Genomic DNA, 19574 nt, shown 5'->3' on the forward strand with positions numbered 1-19574 from the left:
CAAACTATTTTTTCATAAAATATGAGTTTTTGCCTTTTTTGCCATTCGTTATAGATAGATGATTATAGAATTTTATTTTTGTTTAAAATTTAGTTTATGGAATATATTTTAGAACCATGGCCATGGTACATTTCTGGACCATGTATTGCTATAGTCATGTTTATACTTTTATACTTTGGAAGAACGTTTGGAATGTCTTCCAACTTACGTACACTCTGTGCTATTGGGGGCGCTGGTAAAAAAGTAGATTTTTTTAAATTCGATTGGAAAGCACAACGCTGGAATCTTGTAGTTGTACTTGGGGCTATAGTTGGCGGTTTTATTGCTCATAACTCTCTTTCAAACCCAATAGATATTAATTTAAGTCAACAAACAGTATTAGATTTAAATACTTTAGGCTTTAACAATATTGGCAAATCCTTATTACCTCCAGAATTGTTTAGTTGGGAAAATGTATTAAGCATTAAAGGATTACTAATACTTATTATAGGTGGCGTTTTAGTCGGGTTTGGAACTCGTTATGCAGGTGGCTGTACTTCTGGACATGCCATCACTGGGCTAAGTAGTTTACAATTACCTTCACTAGTAGCAGTTGTTGGTTTTTTTATTGGCGGTTTAATTATGATTCACCTTATTTATCCAATCTTATTTTAATTATGGGCAAGTATATAAAGTTCTTTTTAGTAGGTCTATTCTTTGGCATTGTTTTGGTTAAATCTGAAGCTGTCTCATGGTATCGCATTTTTGAGATGTTTAAGTTTCAGTCTTTTCATATGTATGGTATTATTGGCTCTGCAGTAACTACTGGTATTTTACTATTATTAATTTCAAAAAAAATAAAGCTAAAAACCATAAAAGGTAATCTTTTAACCGTTCCTAAAAAGGATTCAGGATTCAGAAGATATATTATTGGTGGTAGTATTTTTGGATTAGGTTGGGCACTTTGCGGCGCTTGTCCGGGACCTATGTATATTTTATTTGGAACAGGCGCATTCTCTATTATTATTGTATTAATCGCTGCAATTTTTGGGACATATATGTATGGTGTATTAAAAGATAAATTACCTCATTAATGGAGATTAATGAAATATTAGGATATGTTGCTTCAGTTGTTGCAGGATTCATTATGGGATTAATTGGCGGTGGTGGTTCTATATTGACTGTTCCTATTTTGGTATATCTTTTAGGGTTCAACCCTATTGTGGGCACAGCATATTCATTATTTGTAGTTGGAGCCACATCTACTATTGGCGCAGCACAAAGTCTAAGACGAGGTCTAGTAGATTATAAAGCAGCAATAATTTTTGCAATTCCTTCTATTATCGGCGTTTATTTAACTAGAAGATACCTAGTACCTATTCTACCAGATGTTATGTTTAGCATTTCTGATTTTAAAGTAACCAGCGGTATTTTTATAATGCTAGTTTTTGCTGTTGTTATTCTGTTTGCCAGCATTTCTATGATCACCAAAAAGGCAAATAGTATAGATGATGATGAACCGGATTCTAACTACAATAACGTTTTGGTTATTATATTTGGTTTAGTCACAGGAATTATTAGTGGTTTTGTTGGAGCTGGTGGCGGTTTTTTAAATATCCCCGTTTTAGTTTTCTTTGTAAGACTACCTATGAAGACAGCTATAGGCACATCACTTTTTATTATTGCTATAAAGTCTTTAATGGGTTTCCTAGGTGATATCAAGCATATTGATATAGATTGGACGTTTCTTTTAAAGTTTACCTCACTTTCAATAGTAGGGATTTTAATAGGACTCTATTTTTCAAGGTTTATAGATGGTAAAAAATTAAAGAAAGCATTTGGATATTTCACTCTAATAATGGGGTCTTATATTATCTGGAAAGAACTCCTATAGGCAATATGATAAATATCACATTTTGAAACTTCAAGTTTTGTAAATTTGCATCTCAAAAAAGGAATGAAAATGAAAATAGAACAATTATATACAGGTTGCCTAGCTCAAGGCGCATACTACATAGAATCTGAAGGTGAGGTAGCTATTATTGACCCCTTAAGAGAAACACGCCAGTACATTGATAAAGCTGAAGCAAATAATGCAAAAATCAAATACATTTTTGAAACACACTTTCATGCTGATTTCGTTTCGGGTCATGTAGATTTGGCAAAAAAAACAGGTGCCACTATAGTTTATGGACCTGGAGCAAATACTAATTACGACATACATTCTGCAACAGATAACGAAGAGTTTAGAATTGGAAAGCTAACCATAAAAGTATTACATACACCAGGACACACATTAGAATCTTCGACCTATTTATTAAAAGATAAAAACGGTAAAGACCATGCTATTTTCTCTGGCGACACATTATTTTTAGGTGATGTTGGCAGGCCAGACTTAGCCATAAAATCAGATTTAACAAGTGAAGATTTGGCTGGCATGTTATTCGATTCGCTTCGTAATAAAATAATGCCTTTAGCCGATGATGTTATCGTTTATCCTGCTCATGGTGCAGGCTCTGCATGTGGAAAAAACCTAAGCAAAGAAACAGTTGGCATCTTAGGTGAGCAAAAGCAAAGTAATTATGCGCTTCGTGCAGACATGACAAAAGCTGAATTTGTGAAAGAAGTGTTAGATGGCATTGCTCCACCACCACAGTATTTTGCTAAGAATGCTATGATGAACAAGTCTGGATATGCAGATTTTGAAGATGTTTTAAAACAAGGAGACAAGCCTTTAAGTCCTGACGATTTTGAAGCTTTAGCAAATCATGAAACTGCTCTAGTTTTAGATGTTAGGCCACAAGCAGATTATACAAAAGGGCATATTCCTAACTCAATATTTATTGGATTAAACGGACAATTTGCACCATGGGTAGGTGCTTTAATCACAGACATAAAACAACCCATTGTTTTAGTTGCTCCTGAAGGTAAAGAATCTGAAGCCATAACTCGTCTTTCTCGTGTGGGCTATGATAACACCTTAGGTTATCTAGAAGGCGGAATAAAAAGCTGGAAGAGTTCTGGAAGAGCTATTGAAACTCTTGAATCTATCTCAGCAGAAACATTTGCTGAACGCATAAAAAATGATACTGTAAACATACTAGATGTCCGTAAAGATGGTGAATACAATTCATCGCATTTAGAAAATGCACAACACTTTGCTTTAGACTTTATCAATGAAAACATGAGTCAAGTTGATAAAAACAAAACATACCACATTCATTGTGCTGGTGGTTATCGTTCAGTCATTGCGGCCTCAATACTTAAAGCTAGAGGATTTACTGATTTAGTTGATGTTGCTGGGGGTTTTGGTGCAATTAAAAAGACTGATTTGCCGACGACAGATTTTGTATGTCCGTCTACACTTTAAAATAAAAAGTTCGCAATTGCGAGCTTTTTATTTATACTATTTCGGCACTAAGTCCAGCTTGTAATAGCTTGGAACATCGCGGTTCTAATTCGTCATAAGATCCTGTTTTTACGGTACACTTTCCTTTATAGTGTACAATAATAGAACATTGTTCAGCCTGCTCTGGTGTATGATCACAAGCATAAATCAATGTATCAATGACATGGTCAAAGGTATTAACATCATCATTAAACAAAATAATTTCATTCTGCCCAACAACTTCTTCTTCAATTAATAATTGTTCTTTTATTTTCTCCTGAGACCCCATTACTATATACTTTAAGCTAATTTAAAAAATATTCGTTACCAAAACGATGAATCACATCATTCTAGCACTCTAAATATGTTAAAATTTAATCTAGATACAGCTTCTTTCAAATATTAAAGGTTAAGGCCACCCAATCATTCCTCTGAATTTTATCTTTAAGATTAAGTGTATATTTATTACATTCTGCTTCAATTGTGAGAATATCATCTTGATAAAAACCGCTTAAAAAGAGTAAGCCATTTTCATTTAAACACCCTGCATATGCAGAAATATCAGAGAGTAAGATATTACGGTTAATATTTGCTATAATGATATCATAAGTCCTTTCATACAAGAGTGTTACATCCCCTTCATATACTGAAATTCTTGTACAATTATTGCGATCTACATTCTCTAAACTATTGATGTAGCACCAATTATCAATATCTATAGCATCTACACTTTTCGCTCCAACTTTTTCTGCCAAAATAGCCAAAACACCTGTTCCACATCCCATGTCTAAAACTGATTTGTCTGTAAAATCATTTTTAAGGATATGTTGAATCATCATATGAGTAGTTTCATGATGCCCAGTTCCAAAACTCATTTTTGGCTCTATAATTAAATCATATTTTGTCTGAGGCTCATCATGAAAAGGGGCTCTTACAGTAACTTGATTGTCAACCATAATGGGTTTAAAATTCTTCTCCCACTCTGCGTTCCAATTGGTTTGTTCTATTTCATTGAATTTGTAAGTAATTTCAAACTCTTCAGAATTTAAAATCTGTATATGTTTTAAAATATCCTGATGCCATTCACCTTTTTGAATATACGCTGTTACACCATCTTGATTTTCAACAAAACTCTCAAAACCTGCATAGCCCAATTCTGCAATTAAAATTTCTACTGCTGGTTGTAGTGGAGAGACTTTAAACTCGTAACCGATATATATAGTATTAGACATAAATGCTATTAAAAGGCATTGACAATAGCAAAGAAGTCCTCTGCATTAAGTGAAGCGCCACCAATTAAACCTCCATCAACATCTGGTTTAGAAAAAATCTCTTTGGCATTATTAGGTTTTACACTTCCACCATATAGAATAGAAACTTCATCAGCGATATTAGCACCATACTTATCTGCTAATGTTTTACGGATAAAAGCATGCATATCTTGTGCCTGCTCAGGACTTGCAGTTTCTCCTGTGCCTATTGCCCAAACGGGCTCATAGGCCAATACAATATTTTTAAAAGCATCAGCACCTAAATGAAATAAAGCATTTTGTATTTGGCCACCAACTACGCCTTCTTCGTTGCCAGATTTTCTATCGGATAGCTCTTCTCCAAAACAAAAGATAACGCGTAAACCATTTGCCAAAGCAGCATCAACCTTTTTAGCTAAGGATGCATCCGTTTCGTTAAAATAAGCACGACGCTCGCTATGACCTAAAATTACAGTTTTTACACCTATACTCTTAAGCATACTAGCACTAACCTCTCCTGTATATGCACCTTTTTCTGCAAAATGCATGTTTTGTGCTACGACCTCGATTGTGTTTTGACGTAAGGCTTCAAAAGCATGCCAAAGATTCGTAAAACTGGGCGCTATCATAACCTCAGCATGAGAAGTCTGATTTTGATTTTTTAAGTCAGTAATTAATGCTTCTGTTTGGGGTAAATCATTGTTCATTTTCCAGTTACCAGCTACTATATTTTTTCTCATAATATTGAAGTATTGAATCGTATGTTTTGAATTACAAAAATAAGGGATTATACCCGAAGTTTAATTGACAAATCTCATGTATTACTATGATAGTTTTACACGTGGATCTAGCATTGCGTAGATGATATCTACCAAAATATTAATGATAATAAAACTTGTTGCTATTACAAGAACAGAGCCCATAATTACTGGTAAATCTAGTGTGTTTAATGCATTTACAATTTCTTTTCCAAGGCCATTCCATCCAAAAATATACTCCACGAAAACTGCACCTGCCAACATAGAAGCAAACCAACCTGATATTGCAGTAACAACTGGGTTTAATGCGTTCTTAATCGCATGATTCTTTATAATCTGAAACTCACTCAAGCCTTTAGCTCTTGCCGTACGAATATAATCTTGATTCATAACTTCTAAAAGTGAGTTACGCATCAACTGAATAATAACTGCCAATGGCCTAATTCCTAAAACAATAGCCGGTAAGATTAAGTTTTTCCACTTAATGCTTACTCTTTCTCCAAAATCATCGAGCTCGTATAGACTGCCGGTCATTTCTAAATTGGTGTATTTGTGTAATACAAAACCAAATAACCATGCAAACAAAATAGCACTAAAAAACGAAGGCACACTCATACCCAGCGTACTAAACACCTGAATACTTCTGTCTATCCAAGTGTCTTTTTTAAGAGCAGAAATAACACCAAAAATTAAACCCAAAATCATAGCAATAATTATTGCCGACACTGCTAAAACAAAAGTATTAGGTAAAGTCTCTCCAATAACTTGAGTCACTTTTTTACCCTGTTTGGCAAAAGATGCTCTTAAGTATGGGAATTTAATTACAGTAGCTGTATTGCCAATTGTAAAAAGCTTTGCTGCTGAATATTTATTAGCTTCTAAAAAGGTATAGTCTTCAGCGTTGGTTGAATGAAAAGATAAAGGCGATAAATCATTTAAGTAATGGAAATACTGTGTGCTTAATGTTTTATCAAAACCATACTTCTTTTTTACAGCTTTAACTTGTTCTGCTGTTTGATTTTGGCCCAACATCATTTTCGCTGGGTCTCCAGGCAATACCGTAAATAATAAGAATATAACTGTGACTACTCCTACAAGCGTAAGAATGGCGTAAAAGATTTTATTTAGTAGATAACTTATCAGGTACTTAAATGTTTTACAATCAGTTTGTTTTATCTAGCTTATTCACTTCTTCTATTGTATAGTTTTTGAAAACAAAATCATCACCAAATAAGCGCTTTGCATTTTCCTCTACAGTATTTAAAAATCCTGCCTCTGCTCTTAAACTATTTACATTTCCCACATCAGCAATTGGCCATATTATCTGAATAGGATTATCAGTTTTCATGCCTATAGTTCTTCCTTGAGTACCGTATATCTGAGGCTTACCATTATACATTAAGTGACGATCTTCCATCATTGCTACTAAATGTTTAGGCAATTCGCCTTTACTTGATGCTTCTTTCATCAGGGGAAGATATTGTTCAATTTTCTGTGAATGCTGAATAACATACCAAGCAGCTTTATTGGTAGGCTCTCCTACCAAAGACTTACCTGGATAGCCGTAATCCTTTACAATTTTTTCTACCTTAATCATATTAATGGAGTCTATTTCACCCCATAAGCTCATATAATCTAAAGCATTTTCCTTAATAGGGATACCAATCCTCTGAGCAATTGCATCCTTTTCTTCTTTGGATTTTGCGAAATAAATTTCTCTTATACCTTGGTCCAAAGCATATATTTCATCAAGTTCTTTTTTCAGCTCAAAATCTAAGCTCAAATTTGCATTCTCTAATATTTCTAGCTCTATATCCTCAATATCATTCCAATGGGCTTTATTGACCACTGTACCTTTTTTAAGGATAAAAATCCCTGGATTAGAACGTACAATAGTTTTTACTACTTTTTCATCACAGAGATACGTATCAAAGTTTAGGCTATAATCTGTTTTTAGTTGCTGTTTTGCTTCATCTCCTGAGGCTGAAAGTCCAATAACTGTGTAACCTTTTTTAATGGCATCATCGGTAAATGATTTCAATTTTTCCAAACCTTCTTTTTCAGAATTATAAATATTATACATGGCCACTACAACTAGATGCTCTTTCTCCAAAAAGTAAGTCGTTAAATCTTCATCATTAGATTCTATGGTAAAATCTTGAATTGCAGGAATAAAACCAGGATCAATTTCTTTAGTTTCAACATTAATAACTTCGTCGTATTTAGCAGGCCCACTTCCGTTGTCTACATATGTTTTTTCTTCGCCATTAATTTTATAAGTCCAAGTATACTCAATCACAGGGCGTGATGCAGTTTCTGGAATTGCCATTTCATCAGACAAATTGTTTCCAATTTTATAGGCTCTAAAATCAATTGATGGTAGATGCATCAATACATGATATGCAAACCAAAGCGATACAATAAAACTTAATAGTGCAATAATGGTATTAGGCAGCGTCTTAAAAATTGGCTTGATATATTTCTGTCCGTAAAACAAAACAAGTATCAACACTAACAATACAACATCTTTTGTAAAGCTTTCCCAAGGTGTTAATTTTAAAGCATCGCCAAAGCAACCACAGTCTTTTACTTTATCAAAATAAGCCGAATAAAAGGTTAAAAATGTAAAGAACACTATCATACCTAAAAGCATCCAAATGGTAAACTTACGTTTGTAACCAATCAATAAAAAGACGCCAAGCACAACTTCTAAAACCACCACAAAAACTGAAATGGCTAATGCATAAGGCTCTAAAAACGGTATATTAAGTACATCTGTACTAAAATACTCTTGAAGTTTATATGAGAATCCGAGTGGGTCATTTAGCTTTATAAATCCAGAAATGATAAACAAAACCCCAACAAAAATTCTACAAATTTGTACTATGTATTTCATACTTTTTTTATTTTCCTTCACCTAAGTGAATCATTGCAAAAACTGCATAATTAATCATGTCTTGATAGTTGGCATCTATACCTTCGCTTACTATTGTTTTACCGGCATTATCTTCAATCTGCTTCACGCGCAATAACTTTTGCAAAATTAAATCGGTTAAGCTACTTACACGCATGTCTCGCCATGCTTCGCCATAATCATGATTTTTATCTAGCATTAGTTGTTTTGTTACAGCTACATTTTGATCATACAATTTTGTAGCTTCATCAGTAGCCATATCTGGTTGCTCTACAACACCTTTTTCGAGTTGAACGAGTGCCATTACACAGTAATTAATAATACCAATAAATTCGCTCACTTCACCTTCATCAACTTTTCTTACATCATTTTGTTGCAAGCTACGTATACGCTGTGCCTTTATAAAAATTTGATCCGTTAGAGATGGTAATCTTAAAATGCGCCATGCACTGCCATAATCACTCATTTTGTTTACAAATAAGCTTCGGCATTTAGCAATTACAGTATCGTATTGTTGAGAGGTATTAGACATTTAGTATCCTATTATTTTTGCGTAAATTTCGCATAAATAAATCAGAAGTTCAAAGTTTTTGGAATTTGGTTTTTAACAATAGAAATTTAGTTATTTATGACAATCAACTGCAAAGGGCAACTCATAGATCTTTCGCAACCCAAAGTTATGGGTGTTTTAAATGTGACACCGGATTCGTTTTATGATGGTGGTACTTATAAAGATAAAACCAACATCTTGAAACAAGTTGAAACTATGCTAAACGAAGGTGCCACTTTTATTGATGTTGGTGGTTATAGCTCACGTCCTGGTGCGGATTTTGTTTCTGAAGATGAAGAATTAAATCGTGTTGTCCCAGTTGTAGCATTAATAGTGAAAGAATTTCCTGAAACTTTAATATCTATCGATACCTTTAGAAGTGAAGTCGCTAAAAAGTCTATTGAAACTGGTGCAGCTCTAGTTAATGATATTTCTTCTGGAACGTTAGATAACAAAATGATTGAAACTGTTGGAAAACATGGCGTCCCATACATTATGATGCACATGCGTGGTAACCCAAAAACGATGCAACAACAAACTAATTATGATGATTTACTAAAAGATATCATCCGTTATTTTGGAGCACGTATTTCTGAAGCTCATAACGCAAAAATCAACGATATTATTATTGATCCAGGTTTTGGTTTTGCAAAAACTCTAGAGCAAAACTATAAGCTTCTAAACCAAATGGAATTATTAAAAATAACAGATAAGCCCATTTTAGCAGGTATATCCAGAAAGTCTATGATTTACAAAACATTAGACACTTCGGCAAAAGAAGCACTCAACGGTACAACTGCACTCAACATGTTTGCTCTTGAAAAAGGCGCTTCTATTTTGAGAGTGCACGATGTTAAAGAAGCTATGGAATGTGTCACGCTTTTTAATCAATTGAAAAGTAATTAATCTCATAATTTATTAAACCTAATTTGTTAAATTAGCACAAAACCATCCAACTTGAGTGATTTACAACTTTGGGATTTTAGACTTACAGATTTTGTAGATGTCTTTCTTGTGGCCATTCTACTCTACTATATCTACAAATTGGTTCGTGGTACAGTTGCCATTAACATCTTTATTGGTATTCTTATTATTTACTTGGTTTGGGTAGTTACCGACTATCTAAATATGCATCTTCTCTATAGAATTGTTGATGGCTTTATGAAGGTTGGTATTATTGCTTTGATTGTTGTCTTTCAACCAGAAATTCGAAAGTTTTTACTGATGGTTGGCTCTACTAATTTATCTGGTAAACGACGAATTTTTAAAAATTTTAAATTCCTTAATAGCGATACAGAAACCACAAACGATGTTGAAGCCATTGTTAATGCGTGTATAAAAATGGGAACCACAAATACTGGTGCTTTAATAGTTATAGAACGTAATAACAATCTTGATTTCTTAACGAATACTGGTGATGAAATGAACATCATCGTATCACAACCCATATTAGAGAGTATTTTTTTTAAAAACAGTCCATTGCATGATGGCGCTATAATCATTGATAACAATGTGGTAAAAGCGACTCGCGTTATTTTACCTGTAAACAATGAAGTCACTATACCCAAACGCTTTGGGTTACGCCACCGTGCTGCGCTTGGCATTACCGAAAAAACAGATGCATTGGCATTGGTTGTAAGTGAAGAAACCGGTACACTGTCTTATGTGAAAAATGCTGAATTTGTGATGTACAAGACTAAAGAAGAATTAGTTGACAAGATTAAAAAAGACCTTATCTAATGCAGTGTAAAAATTGCGAAATACCTATTTCTCAAAACCAACGCTACTGTTTTGATTGTGGTGCTAGAATTATAAAAAACAGGCTGACTTTAAAAGCACTTTTTCAGCAAGTCAATGTTGAGTTCTTTTCTGTTGACAATAAGCTTCTAAAAACCTTTAATCATCTCTTTACAAAACCAGAATCTGTTATTGTTAGTTACATTAACGGCACTCGTAAAAAGTACATTAATGTTATTCAATATTTTGCAATAGCCTTGACATTGCTAGGGATTCAGGTGTTTTTTATGGAACACATTTTTAATAACCCTGAGTTATACAAATTGGTTTTTTTAGAAGAATTGGCAAAATCTCCTGGACAAGAAAATAACCCTTTTCTAAACGGAAATATTGACGATTTTAATTCAACTCAGAGTATTTTTTTTACAATCGGAATTCCTTTTTCGGCATTTGCCACATGGATAACGTTTAGAATGACTGGAATAAAACGTTTTAATTTTACGGAACATGTAGTTATTAATCTATACTACGGAGCACATACAGTCATAGTATCTGCTTTTTTATACGTTGCCGCTCTTGGTTTTGGCATCAACTTTTTTACTGCCGCGTTTTACATAATTATACTAACCTATGCTTATTTTTTCTTTGTACTGAAGAGAGTTTCTAACACATCCTTTTGGATTACGTTTGCAAATGTTATAATAAGTCTTTTTATTATAGGAGCAATATTTGTTTTTATTTCAATCTTGGGAGCAATCATAGGTTTTATCGTTAAACTTATATTAAACTAATTTACAATTATGTCAACTTGTAAAAATTGTCAAAATCAACTTACTCCAGATAGTGACTACTGTAATAAATGTGGTGCACGTGTTATTAGAAATAGATTGACATTTGGCAACCTATTCACTCATTTTTCTGAAGAGTTTTTAAATTATGACAATAAACTTCTGCAAACGTTTATAGCACTTTTCGCAAAACCTGAAGCCGTAATAAGATCATATATTTCTGGAACACGAAAAAAATATGTTAATGTTATAAGCTACTTTGCTATTGCAATAACAATTGCAGGTATTCAACTTTTTATTCTTCAAAGATTCTTTCCAGAAGCCATGAGTATGGACTCAATTTCTACTGAAGCTACGAAAGAATTTAACCTGAAGATTTTGGAATTCATTCAAGATTACCAATCTATTGCTATGATGTTAAATGTCCCTATTTATGCGCTTGTTTCTAAATTGGTATTTATAGGTGAAAAAAAGTTTAAGTATAATTATACAGAGCATTTAGTCATCTACATGTATCTACTAGCGCAATTAAGTGCTATAGGTACTGTTATTATAGTAACAGCAGCAGCTTTTGATTTATCTTTAGGTACAACTTCGCTTATATTATCGCCAATTCAGTTTATATATATTGGCTATGCGCTTAAACGCATCTTTAATTTAGACTGGACCAATTTTATTATGCGCACGTTAATTTTCATATGTGCACTCATAGCATTTACAGTTATTGCCTCTATTGTCACAGGGGTTTTAATGTATTTTAATGGTGATTTTCAAAAAATGATTGAAGCCCAGAAGGCAGCTAATGAGGCTGCAAGAACAGTAAAAGATACTATTAATTAAACAGCTTCGGCATTAAGAAACTGAACTTCATAAAGGTTACGATAATAGCCATCTTCTTTTTCTAGAAGCGATTGATGTGTCCCGATTTCAACAATTTGTCCAGCATCCATGACTATTATTTTATCTGCTTGTTGAATAGTTGCCAAACGATGAGCTATAATAATTGATGTTCTACCTTGAGTTATCTTATCTGTAGCATCTTGCATTAACTGCTCAGAATAAGAATCTACAGAAGATGTTGCTTCATCTAAAATTAATATACTTGGATTAGTCATATAAGCACGCAAAAATGAAATCAATTGGCGTTGTCCCGAAGATAACATGACACCTCGCTCTTTTACGTTATAATGATAACCGTTTGGCAAACTAGATATAAAGTCATGAATCCCTATTGCCTTTGCTGCTTCTACTACATCAGTTTCAGAAATATCTGGATTATTTAATGTAATATTATTTAGAATAGTATCTGCAAATAGGAAAACATCTTGTAATACAACAGCAATTTGATTACGCAATGAGTTTAAAGAAAAATCTTTAATATTTGTTCCATCAATTGTAATCTCACCAGAGTCAATATCATAAAAGCGATTCAACAAATTAATAATGGTAGACTTACCAGCGCCAGTTGCACCAACAATAGCTATAGTATCTCCAGAATTAATATCTAACGATACACTCTTTAGCACCTCTTCATCTTGTATGTATGAAAAACGAACATTTTTAAGTGAAATATCACCTTTAAAATTATCAGCTTCAAGCTTACCGTCATCATTAATTTGAGATTCTGTATCTAAGACTTTAAATACACGATCTGCTGCAACCATACCCATTTGCAACGTATTAAACTTATTTGCAATCTGATTTAATGGCCTAAATAACATAGGTATAAACATTGTGAATGATACAAGTTGACCTATAGTTGTTATCGAACCCTCTGCAACAATATTATAACCACCAACAAGAATTATTGTAGCTAATGTTACAGATGATAAAAACTCAGCAATTGGGAAGAAAATAGAATTATACCATACTGTTTTTAACCATCCTTTTTTATGGCGTTCATTAATTTTTGTAAAGTTTTTATATTCTGTTTTTTCTCTTGTGAAAAGTTGAAGGATTTTCATACCTGTAACACGTTCTTGTACAAAAGAATTAAGATTTGATACTTCTGTACGCACATCTTCAAAAGCACGTTTCATATACCTTTGAAAAATCTTAGTAGCAAAAACAATTACTGGTAATGTTACAAAAACAATCAGACTTAATTTAGCATTTATATAAAGCATCACACCAGCCACTACTGCCATCTTAAGAATATCGCTAAAAATCATGAAAAGACCTTGACCAAAGATATCTGCAATGCGCTCCATATCCGTCACAGCTCTTGTAATTAAAACACCTACAGAAGAATTATCATAGTAAGTCATTTTAAATTTAAGCATGTGCTTAAAAAGTTTTACTCTAATATCTTTTACAACAGATTGCCCCAACCAACTCGCATAATATATAAATAGTAATTGGCAAATAACTTCAAGAAAAAGAAGTCCAAGCATTAAAACAATATAAAACAAAAAGCCATCATATTTTTTAAGTGCAATTTGTATATCAATAGCTTCTTTTAACACATAAGGTCTTGTAGCTCCAAAAACAGCCAAACCTATGACGCAAATTAAAGACACAATAAAAATCAAACGATATGGTTTAATGTAATTAAGCAATCGTTTGAATAAACTTATATCAAATATTTTCTTTTGTTTATCTGCCATGTTTACTTACGTAAAAGTGGAAATCTTTTTTATTTAAATTACAATATCATTTGGATAAAGAACTTCTGTCAAATATAAGCCTTTTGCCGGCACAGAAAATCCTGCTTCTCCTCTATTTTTAGACGTAATAATTTTATGCATATCATTAACTTCATACTTACCCAGACCAATCATTACTAATGTACCCACAATTGCTCTTACCATATTTCTCAAAAAACGGTCTGCACTTATACTAAAGATGAGTATGTCATCTTCTTGCTTCCATTGTGCATATTCAATCTTACAGTTAAAGGTTTTTACGTCTGTATTACTTTTTGAAAAACATTGAAAATCTGTATACTCAAGCAATATGTTCGCAGCTTCATTCATTCTATCAACATCCAAATCTTGATGTATATAATAAGCATAATCAAACAGAAACACCTCTTTTTTCAAAGCAATCTTATAATCATAGCTTCTCTTAATAGCATGAAATCTAGCATGCGCATCATCATTAACCCGAAAAATAGATTGTATAGCTATATCTTTAGGCAAAAACGAATTAAGTTTGAATCTCAATTTATCGCCATCAATAATTTCATCAATATCAAAATGCGCAAACATTTGTGATGCATGCACACCTGTATCTGTTCTTCCTGCACCAGTAATACTTAATGTAGTATTCAATAATTTTGAAAGCGCATCTTGTAGGGTTTCCTGAACAGTAATTGCATTAGGCTGTATCTGCCAACCATGGTAAGCGCTTCCGTTATATGACAATTGAATAAAATATCTCAAAAACCTTATTTTTGCTTTTAAAAACAACAAAGATAACTGTTTTTACTCCTAAAGAAATCCTAAATATTTTTAATTAAATTTCTGATATTTTGAGAATATAGTCATGAAAAAAATCCTGCTCCTATCTGACACCCATAGTTACATTGATAAAAATATATTAAAGCATGTAAAGCAAGCTGATGAAGTTTGGCATGCAGGTGACATAGGCGACCTAAAAGTGACGGATGAAATTAAAAAGCTAAAGCCGCTTCGCGGTGTTTATGGCAATATCGACAATGCAGAAGCAAGAGCTGAGTTTCCAGAACATAATCGTTTTATGTGTGAAGATGTTGATGTCTGGATAACCCACATAGGCGGTTATCCGCCTAATTATAATATTAGAGTAAGAGAAGAATTACGGTTAAATCCGCCAAGACTTTTTATTTGTGGGCACTCACATATTTTAAAAGTAATGCCCGATAAGAAATTAAATGTTTTGCATATGAATCCTGGTGCAGTCGGCACACATGGGTTTCATAAAGTCAGAACCATGTTAAGATTTACGATTGATGGAAAGAAAATTGATAATTTAGAAATTATAGAATTTCCAAGAAGGTAAAGGTTGAACAAAATAAAAAGCCCGAAGTTTTCACTTCGGGCTTTTCGCACTAATACTACTAAGATTTTAGGTGTTTATCGTAATCTATCTACAGATTTTACAAGATCTTCGTCCTTTTTAATTGCCTTATTTGCTAAGACTAAAAACACGATAGAAAAAATAGGAAGAATCAACCCAATACCTTTCTCAGAAACCAAAGTTTCTCCAGATAAATTTAGAGACTGATACACGAACACTCCTAGTAAAATAAAGTTTAATATTATATTAAGTCGTCCCAAAACAAACTGAGACTTTCTATTTTTAAAACTAAATATCGAAATCAAAGATAACAAAGCTGAGCCTAAAAACAAGCCTAAATACATGTAGTTATCTTTAGCAAATACAAGTACTTGATTTTTATCGGTATACAAATCGAACACAAAAATTAAACCCGCAGAAATTACTACTGCGACTAATAAATAAAGTGTCTGAATGCGTTGAATCATTGTTATTCTTTATAATTGAAGCACAAAATTAGTAGTTTATTTTTAAATGATGTACCAATTTTTAAATAAAAATTGTATTATTGCACTAGTGCTATGGAAATCAAAATATTCAAAAGCACTTCTTCCGATTTAATTTCTCATTTTCTTTTATTTTATTTCATTAGAAAATTTTAATTAATCAAAGCCATTATTATAATTCTATACACACATATTAATGTTTGAAATTTCACAGTTAAAAGCAAAAAAACTACCTGAATTACAGGAGATTGCAAAACAACTTAAAGTCCCAAAGTATCGTTCTTTAAAGAAGCTAGATTTGGTCTATCAAATCTTGGACTATCAAGCTGCAAATCCTAATGCAGTAAAGGCTGTTGCTAAAGAAGATAACAAACCTTCTGAAGAAAAGAACACACAAAGTAAGCCGCAACAGCGTCAAAAAAGAGAACGTGTACAAAGACCTCAACAGGAGAAAAAAGAGCAACAAAAGATAGATTTTGATAACAAATCTTCAGAAACTAAAGCTGAAGACAAATCTAAGCCACAACAACACTCTAACGATTCTAGAAAAGACCAAAAACAACCTCAAAGAAAGGATGATAACCGTCGTAACCAGAATCAGAAGCACGACAATAAACGTGGTAATGACAATAACCACAACAAAAACAATCAGAACAAAAATCAGAATCAAAAAAACAATGGTAACAAGGATAACAGAAACCGTTACCGTGAACCTGATTTTGAATTTGATGCTATTATAGAAAGCGAGGGTGTTTTAGACATTATGCAAGATGGCTATGGCTTTTTAAGATCTTCGGACTATAACTATCTAACATCTCCTGATGATATTTATGTATCACAATCACAGATTAGATTATTTGGGCTTAAAACAGGAGATACAGTTCTTGGACATGTTCGTCCTCCTAAAGAAGGTGAGAAGTATTTTCCTTTGATTAAAGTCAGTAAAATTAATGGTCAGAGTCCACAAGTTGTTAGAGACCGTGTAGCTTTTGAACATTTAACACCTTTATTCCCAAAAGAGAAGTTTAACCTTGCCGAAAGACAAAGTACAATTTCTACTCGTATTATGGATTTGTTCTCTCCTATAGGAAAAGGACAACGAGGTATGATTGTATCGCAGCCAAAAACTGGTAAAACCATGTTACTTAAGGATGTTGCTAATGCTATTGCAGCTAACCATCCAGAAGTGTATCAAATGATTTTACTTATTGATGAGCGCCCTGAGGAAGTTACAGACATGCAACGTAATGTACGTGGTGAAGTAATTGCTTCAACCTTTGATAAAGAGGCACATGAACATGTGAAGATTGCTAACATTGTTTTAGAAAAAGCAAAACGTCTAGTAGAATGTGGACATGATGTTGTAATCTTATTAGATTCTATAACACGTTTAGCACGTGCATATAATACTGTTCAACCTGCTTCTGGTAAAATTTTATCCGGTGGTGTAGATGCAAATGCACTACATAAACCCAAGCGCTTCTTTGGTGCTGCTCGTAATATAGAAAATGGTGGGTCATTAACCATTATTGCAACTGCATTAACTGAAACAGGCTCTAAAATGGACGAAGTTATTTTTGAAGAATTCAAAGGAACTGGTAATATGGAATTACAATTAGATCGTAAGATTGCTAACCGTCGCATTTTCCCAGCCATAGATTTAACTTCTTCTAGTACACGTCGTGATGACTTACTTTTAGATGACAATACAATACAGCGTATGTGGGTAATGCGAAAGTATTTAGCAGACATGAATCCTGTTGAAGCAATGGAATTTATCAATGACCGCTTTAAACAAACAAGAAACAATGAAGAGTTTTTAATCTCTATGAATGGTTAAAGTTCTCAATATAAACGCTATAAAAAAGCCTTTGAAAAAATCAAAGGCTTTTTTATTTAATACTATATATCTTTTATCGCTTTAATGCAAAATGAGCACTAAAGGTTCGGGGTTCATTATTTATTGGCTCAACATATTCTAGGGTAAACCAATAGTCAGTACTAGGCATATTATTACCATTATAAGTGCCATCCCAACCTGGACTTGTTGGGCTCAATTGTTTTATTAGTTTGCCATAACGATCATGAATGTATATGACTGCTGATGGTTGCGAGTCTATACCTCTTATATTCCATGTATCGTTATTACCATCACCATTTGGCGTAAAGAATTTAGGATAATCAATTACTGTAACGTCTCGGTATAAAACACCACAACCTAAAACATCTCTAACACCAACCACATGGTCTCCACCGGTTACGTTATCAAACTCTCCACTTAATTGCCAAGGTCCATCATCTAAATTAAATTCGTATTCACTATTTCCTGTAGCTGTAGCAACAAGCATATTATTTCCGGTAAAGGTTTGAGAGGTGACTTCAACATCAAATGTATCAGGAATTCCTCCTTCAATAACTTCAGTCTCATCAAAATTGGTACACATAGTAACAGTAGATGTTGACGTGTCGGTAACAAGCACACTATAAGTACCACCTTGTGTCGGTATTAGGCTAGGACTCGTTTCTGTAGGCATTATATCACCATTAAAACGCCATTCAAAAGAGTAATCAGCATCTGAAAGTCCTGTATCTATTACTAGTGGAATTGGAACAGCAGCTTCATTATTACTAGTTAAACACAAAATATATGAATCATCTAAATCAAAACTAGGGAGTAAATTAGTTTGTAGCGTGACTTCGGCAATATCAAAACATTCTTCTGGACTTAACACATTACTTACCCTTGCATAAATAACTTGGGTAGGCATGTCTACATTTTCATATAATAAAGGCAATATATTAGCATTACCCTCAAACGCATCGTCAAAATCTGCATAAAAATCCACACTAAAATCAACTAGACTCTGAGCAGGACCTAATATTAAAGGTATTTGAGATTCTAAATCAAACTGCGTGGAACCATCATTATCATTGACAACATCACATTCTTCGTAAACAACGTCAAAAGCATCAGCACCATCCTGTACTTCAATATTAAATGTTTGCTGACTAATTGTACAACCAGTTGTCCTATTAGTTATTACTACAAAAATTGGTTGCGGATTACCCACATTCTGATGAGAAGTACCGTCTAACAAAAATGTTGGGTCTTCAGTATCAGCTGCAATTTGTGTAGAATAAAAAGTCACTTCAAAATCAGCCTCACTTTGATTAGGGCCTAAGATTTCAGGAATTTTAGAGTTCAATTCAAAATCAAAAAGGAAATCTGTATCGTTTTCACAAACTAACCAGTCTGTGACATCAACACTTGCATCAGGCAATGCAAATACCTCAATCTCTATTTCTACAATAACAAAACAGTCAAAAGAATTCTCAACCCTTACATATATAGTTTCAACTGGATCTATATTAGGATAATTTTCTGGATCTGGTATTCCGTTTAATCTATCAATTGCGTCTTGTAATGTTCTAAAATAAACAGCTGTTAAACCTGGATTACCATTAAATATGTCACCTTCTAATTGTGTCAAATCGAACAACTCAACTAAAAGTTGCGTAGGGTCATCATCACAAACTCTAATCTCATGAGGGCCAAAATCTGGTGCTGGTGCTGGATCAACAGTTACAGTAATATCAAATGGACTGCCTTCACAACTATCTGCACTCACTGGTACTATTGTATAAGTCACTATAACCGGTGCGTTGGTCATATTCGTATAAGCATCATCTGCTATTTCATTGGCACCAAATCCTGTACCTACTGTT

Annotated in this window: 20 protein-coding genes; 10 read left to right on the forward strand and 10 right to left on the reverse strand. The window is 33.4% G+C overall.

The genetic code is table 11. The annotated features are described in order from the left end of the window. Nucleotides 1-96: 96 nt before the first annotated feature. The 4 genes from IEV10_RS12595 (at nucleotide 97) to IEV10_RS12610 (ending at nucleotide 3349) form a co-directional block, all read left to right on the forward strand. Nucleotides 97-654: a YeeE/YedE family protein gene (locus IEV10_RS12595; RefSeq protein ID WP_188375077.1), complete on the forward strand. Its 558-nt coding sequence runs from the start codon at nucleotides 97-99 to the stop codon at nucleotides 652-654. A gap of 2 nt (nucleotides 655-656) precedes the next feature. Continuing rightward, a complete protein-coding gene (locus IEV10_RS12600; protein WP_188375078.1) occupies nucleotides 657-1073 on the forward strand; it encodes a DUF6691 family protein in 417 nt (138 codons plus the stop codon). Beyond that, on the forward strand, nucleotides 1073-1873 hold the full coding sequence (locus IEV10_RS12605) for a sulfite exporter TauE/SafE family protein (RefSeq protein WP_188375079.1): 801 nt from the start codon (nucleotides 1073-1075) through the stop codon (nucleotides 1871-1873). Before IEV10_RS12600 ends, IEV10_RS12605 begins: the two co-directional genes overlap by 1 nt. Nucleotides 1874-1942: 69 nt before the next feature. Continuing rightward, on the forward strand, nucleotides 1943-3349 hold the full coding sequence (locus IEV10_RS12610; protein ID WP_188375080.1) for an MBL fold metallo-hydrolase: 1407 nt from the start codon (nucleotides 1943-1945) through the stop codon (nucleotides 3347-3349). Between the two features lie 31 nt (nucleotides 3350-3380). Here the strand turns inward: IEV10_RS12610 and IEV10_RS12615 are convergent, their stop codons facing one another. The 6 genes from IEV10_RS12615 to IEV10_RS12640 all read right to left on the reverse strand — a co-directional run bounded on the left by IEV10_RS12615 (nucleotide 3381) and on the right by IEV10_RS12640 (nucleotide 8821). Then, nucleotides 3381-3656 carry an ATP-dependent Clp protease adaptor ClpS gene (locus IEV10_RS12615; RefSeq protein ID WP_188375081.1) on the reverse strand — a complete coding sequence of 92 codons (276 nt, stop codon included), beginning with the start codon at nucleotides 3654-3656 and terminating at the stop codon, nucleotides 3381-3383. 106 nt (nucleotides 3657-3762) lie between these two features. Further along, complete coding sequence (prmA, locus tag IEV10_RS12620; protein WP_188375082.1) at nucleotides 3763-4599, reverse strand: 50S ribosomal protein L11 methyltransferase; 837 nt, start codon at nucleotides 4597-4599, stop codon at nucleotides 3763-3765. A gap of 8 nt (nucleotides 4600-4607) precedes the next feature. Beyond that, complete coding sequence (tpiA, locus tag IEV10_RS12625) at nucleotides 4608-5357, reverse strand: triose-phosphate isomerase (protein WP_188375083.1); 750 nt, start codon at nucleotides 5355-5357, stop codon at nucleotides 4608-4610. Between the two features lie 84 nt (nucleotides 5358-5441). After that, the gene (locus IEV10_RS12630) at nucleotides 5442-6518 is read right to left on the reverse strand and encodes an ABC transporter permease (protein ID WP_188375113.1); all 1077 of its coding nucleotides are present in this window, start codon (nucleotides 6516-6518) and stop codon (nucleotides 5442-5444) included. A 19-nt stretch (nucleotides 6519-6537) separates the two neighbouring features. Next, entirely contained in the window at nucleotides 6538-8271 is a 1734-nt protein-coding gene (locus IEV10_RS12635; RefSeq protein WP_188375084.1) for a BT_3928 family protein, read from the reverse strand. A 7-nt stretch (nucleotides 8272-8278) separates the two neighbouring features. Then, nucleotides 8279-8821 (reverse strand): DUF1599 domain-containing protein, encoded by a 543-nt coding sequence (locus IEV10_RS12640; RefSeq protein ID WP_188375085.1) that lies wholly within the window; start codon nucleotides 8819-8821, stop codon nucleotides 8279-8281. A 96-nt stretch (nucleotides 8822-8917) separates the two neighbouring features. On the opposite strand from IEV10_RS12640, the gene folP reads away from it, so the two are divergent. From folP to IEV10_RS12660, 4 genes are read left to right on the forward strand one after another with little or no spacing between them, the layout of a single operon-like run. Then, nucleotides 8918-9745: a dihydropteroate synthase gene (gene folP, locus IEV10_RS12645; RefSeq protein ID WP_188375086.1), complete on the forward strand. Its 828-nt coding sequence runs from the start codon at nucleotides 8918-8920 to the stop codon at nucleotides 9743-9745. Between the two features lie 51 nt (nucleotides 9746-9796). After that, a complete protein-coding gene (cdaA, locus tag IEV10_RS12650) occupies nucleotides 9797-10579 on the forward strand; it encodes a diadenylate cyclase CdaA (protein ID WP_188375087.1) in 783 nt (260 codons plus the stop codon). Then, entirely contained in the window at nucleotides 10579-11367 is a 789-nt protein-coding gene (locus IEV10_RS12655) for a DUF3667 domain-containing protein (RefSeq protein ID WP_188375088.1), read from the forward strand. The genes cdaA and IEV10_RS12655 overlap by 1 nt, the downstream gene beginning before the upstream one ends. Nucleotides 11368-11376: 9 nt before the next feature. Further along, on the forward strand, nucleotides 11377-12204 hold the full coding sequence (locus IEV10_RS12660) for a DUF3667 domain-containing protein (RefSeq protein ID WP_188375089.1): 828 nt from the start codon (nucleotides 11377-11379) through the stop codon (nucleotides 12202-12204). Here IEV10_RS12660 and IEV10_RS12665 read toward each other — a convergent pair. Beyond that, nucleotides 12201-13970, reverse strand: coding sequence for an ABC transporter ATP-binding protein (locus IEV10_RS12665; RefSeq protein WP_188375090.1), 1770 nt, complete (start codon nucleotides 13968-13970; stop codon nucleotides 12201-12203). The two genes, IEV10_RS12660 and IEV10_RS12665, sit on opposite strands and share 4 nt — an antisense overlap. Before the next feature lie 33 nt (nucleotides 13971-14003). Next, a complete protein-coding gene (gene truA, locus IEV10_RS12670) occupies nucleotides 14004-14747 on the reverse strand; it encodes a tRNA pseudouridine(38-40) synthase TruA (RefSeq protein WP_188375091.1) in 744 nt (247 codons plus the stop codon). 103 nt (nucleotides 14748-14850) lie between these two features. Here truA and IEV10_RS12675 point away from each other — a divergent pair, with 103 nt between their 5' ends. Beyond that, nucleotides 14851-15345 carry a metallophosphoesterase family protein gene (locus IEV10_RS12675; protein WP_188375092.1) on the forward strand — a complete coding sequence of 165 codons (495 nt, stop codon included), beginning with the start codon at nucleotides 14851-14853 and terminating at the stop codon, nucleotides 15343-15345. Between the two features lie 74 nt (nucleotides 15346-15419). Here the strand turns inward: IEV10_RS12675 and IEV10_RS12680 are convergent, their stop codons facing one another. Continuing rightward, the gene (locus tag IEV10_RS12680) at nucleotides 15420-15830 is read right to left on the reverse strand and encodes a DUF4293 domain-containing protein (RefSeq protein WP_188375093.1); all 411 of its coding nucleotides are present in this window, start codon (nucleotides 15828-15830) and stop codon (nucleotides 15420-15422) included. A 214-nt stretch (nucleotides 15831-16044) separates the two neighbouring features. Here IEV10_RS12680 and rho point away from each other — a divergent pair, with 214 nt between their 5' ends. Beyond that, nucleotides 16045-17688: a transcription termination factor Rho gene (gene rho / locus IEV10_RS12685; protein ID WP_188375094.1), complete on the forward strand. Its 1644-nt coding sequence runs from the start codon at nucleotides 16045-16047 to the stop codon at nucleotides 17686-17688. Between the two features lie 73 nt (nucleotides 17689-17761). Here the strand turns inward: rho and IEV10_RS12690 are convergent. Beyond that, a partial coding sequence (locus IEV10_RS12690) for an FIDD domain-containing protein (RefSeq protein WP_188375095.1) occupies nucleotides 17762-19574 on the reverse strand: 1813 nt, incomplete at its 5' end.

Source organism: Winogradskyella haliclonae, from assembly GCF_014635865.1.
GTDB lineage: Bacteria > Bacteroidota > Bacteroidia > Flavobacteriales > Flavobacteriaceae > Winogradskyella > Winogradskyella haliclonae.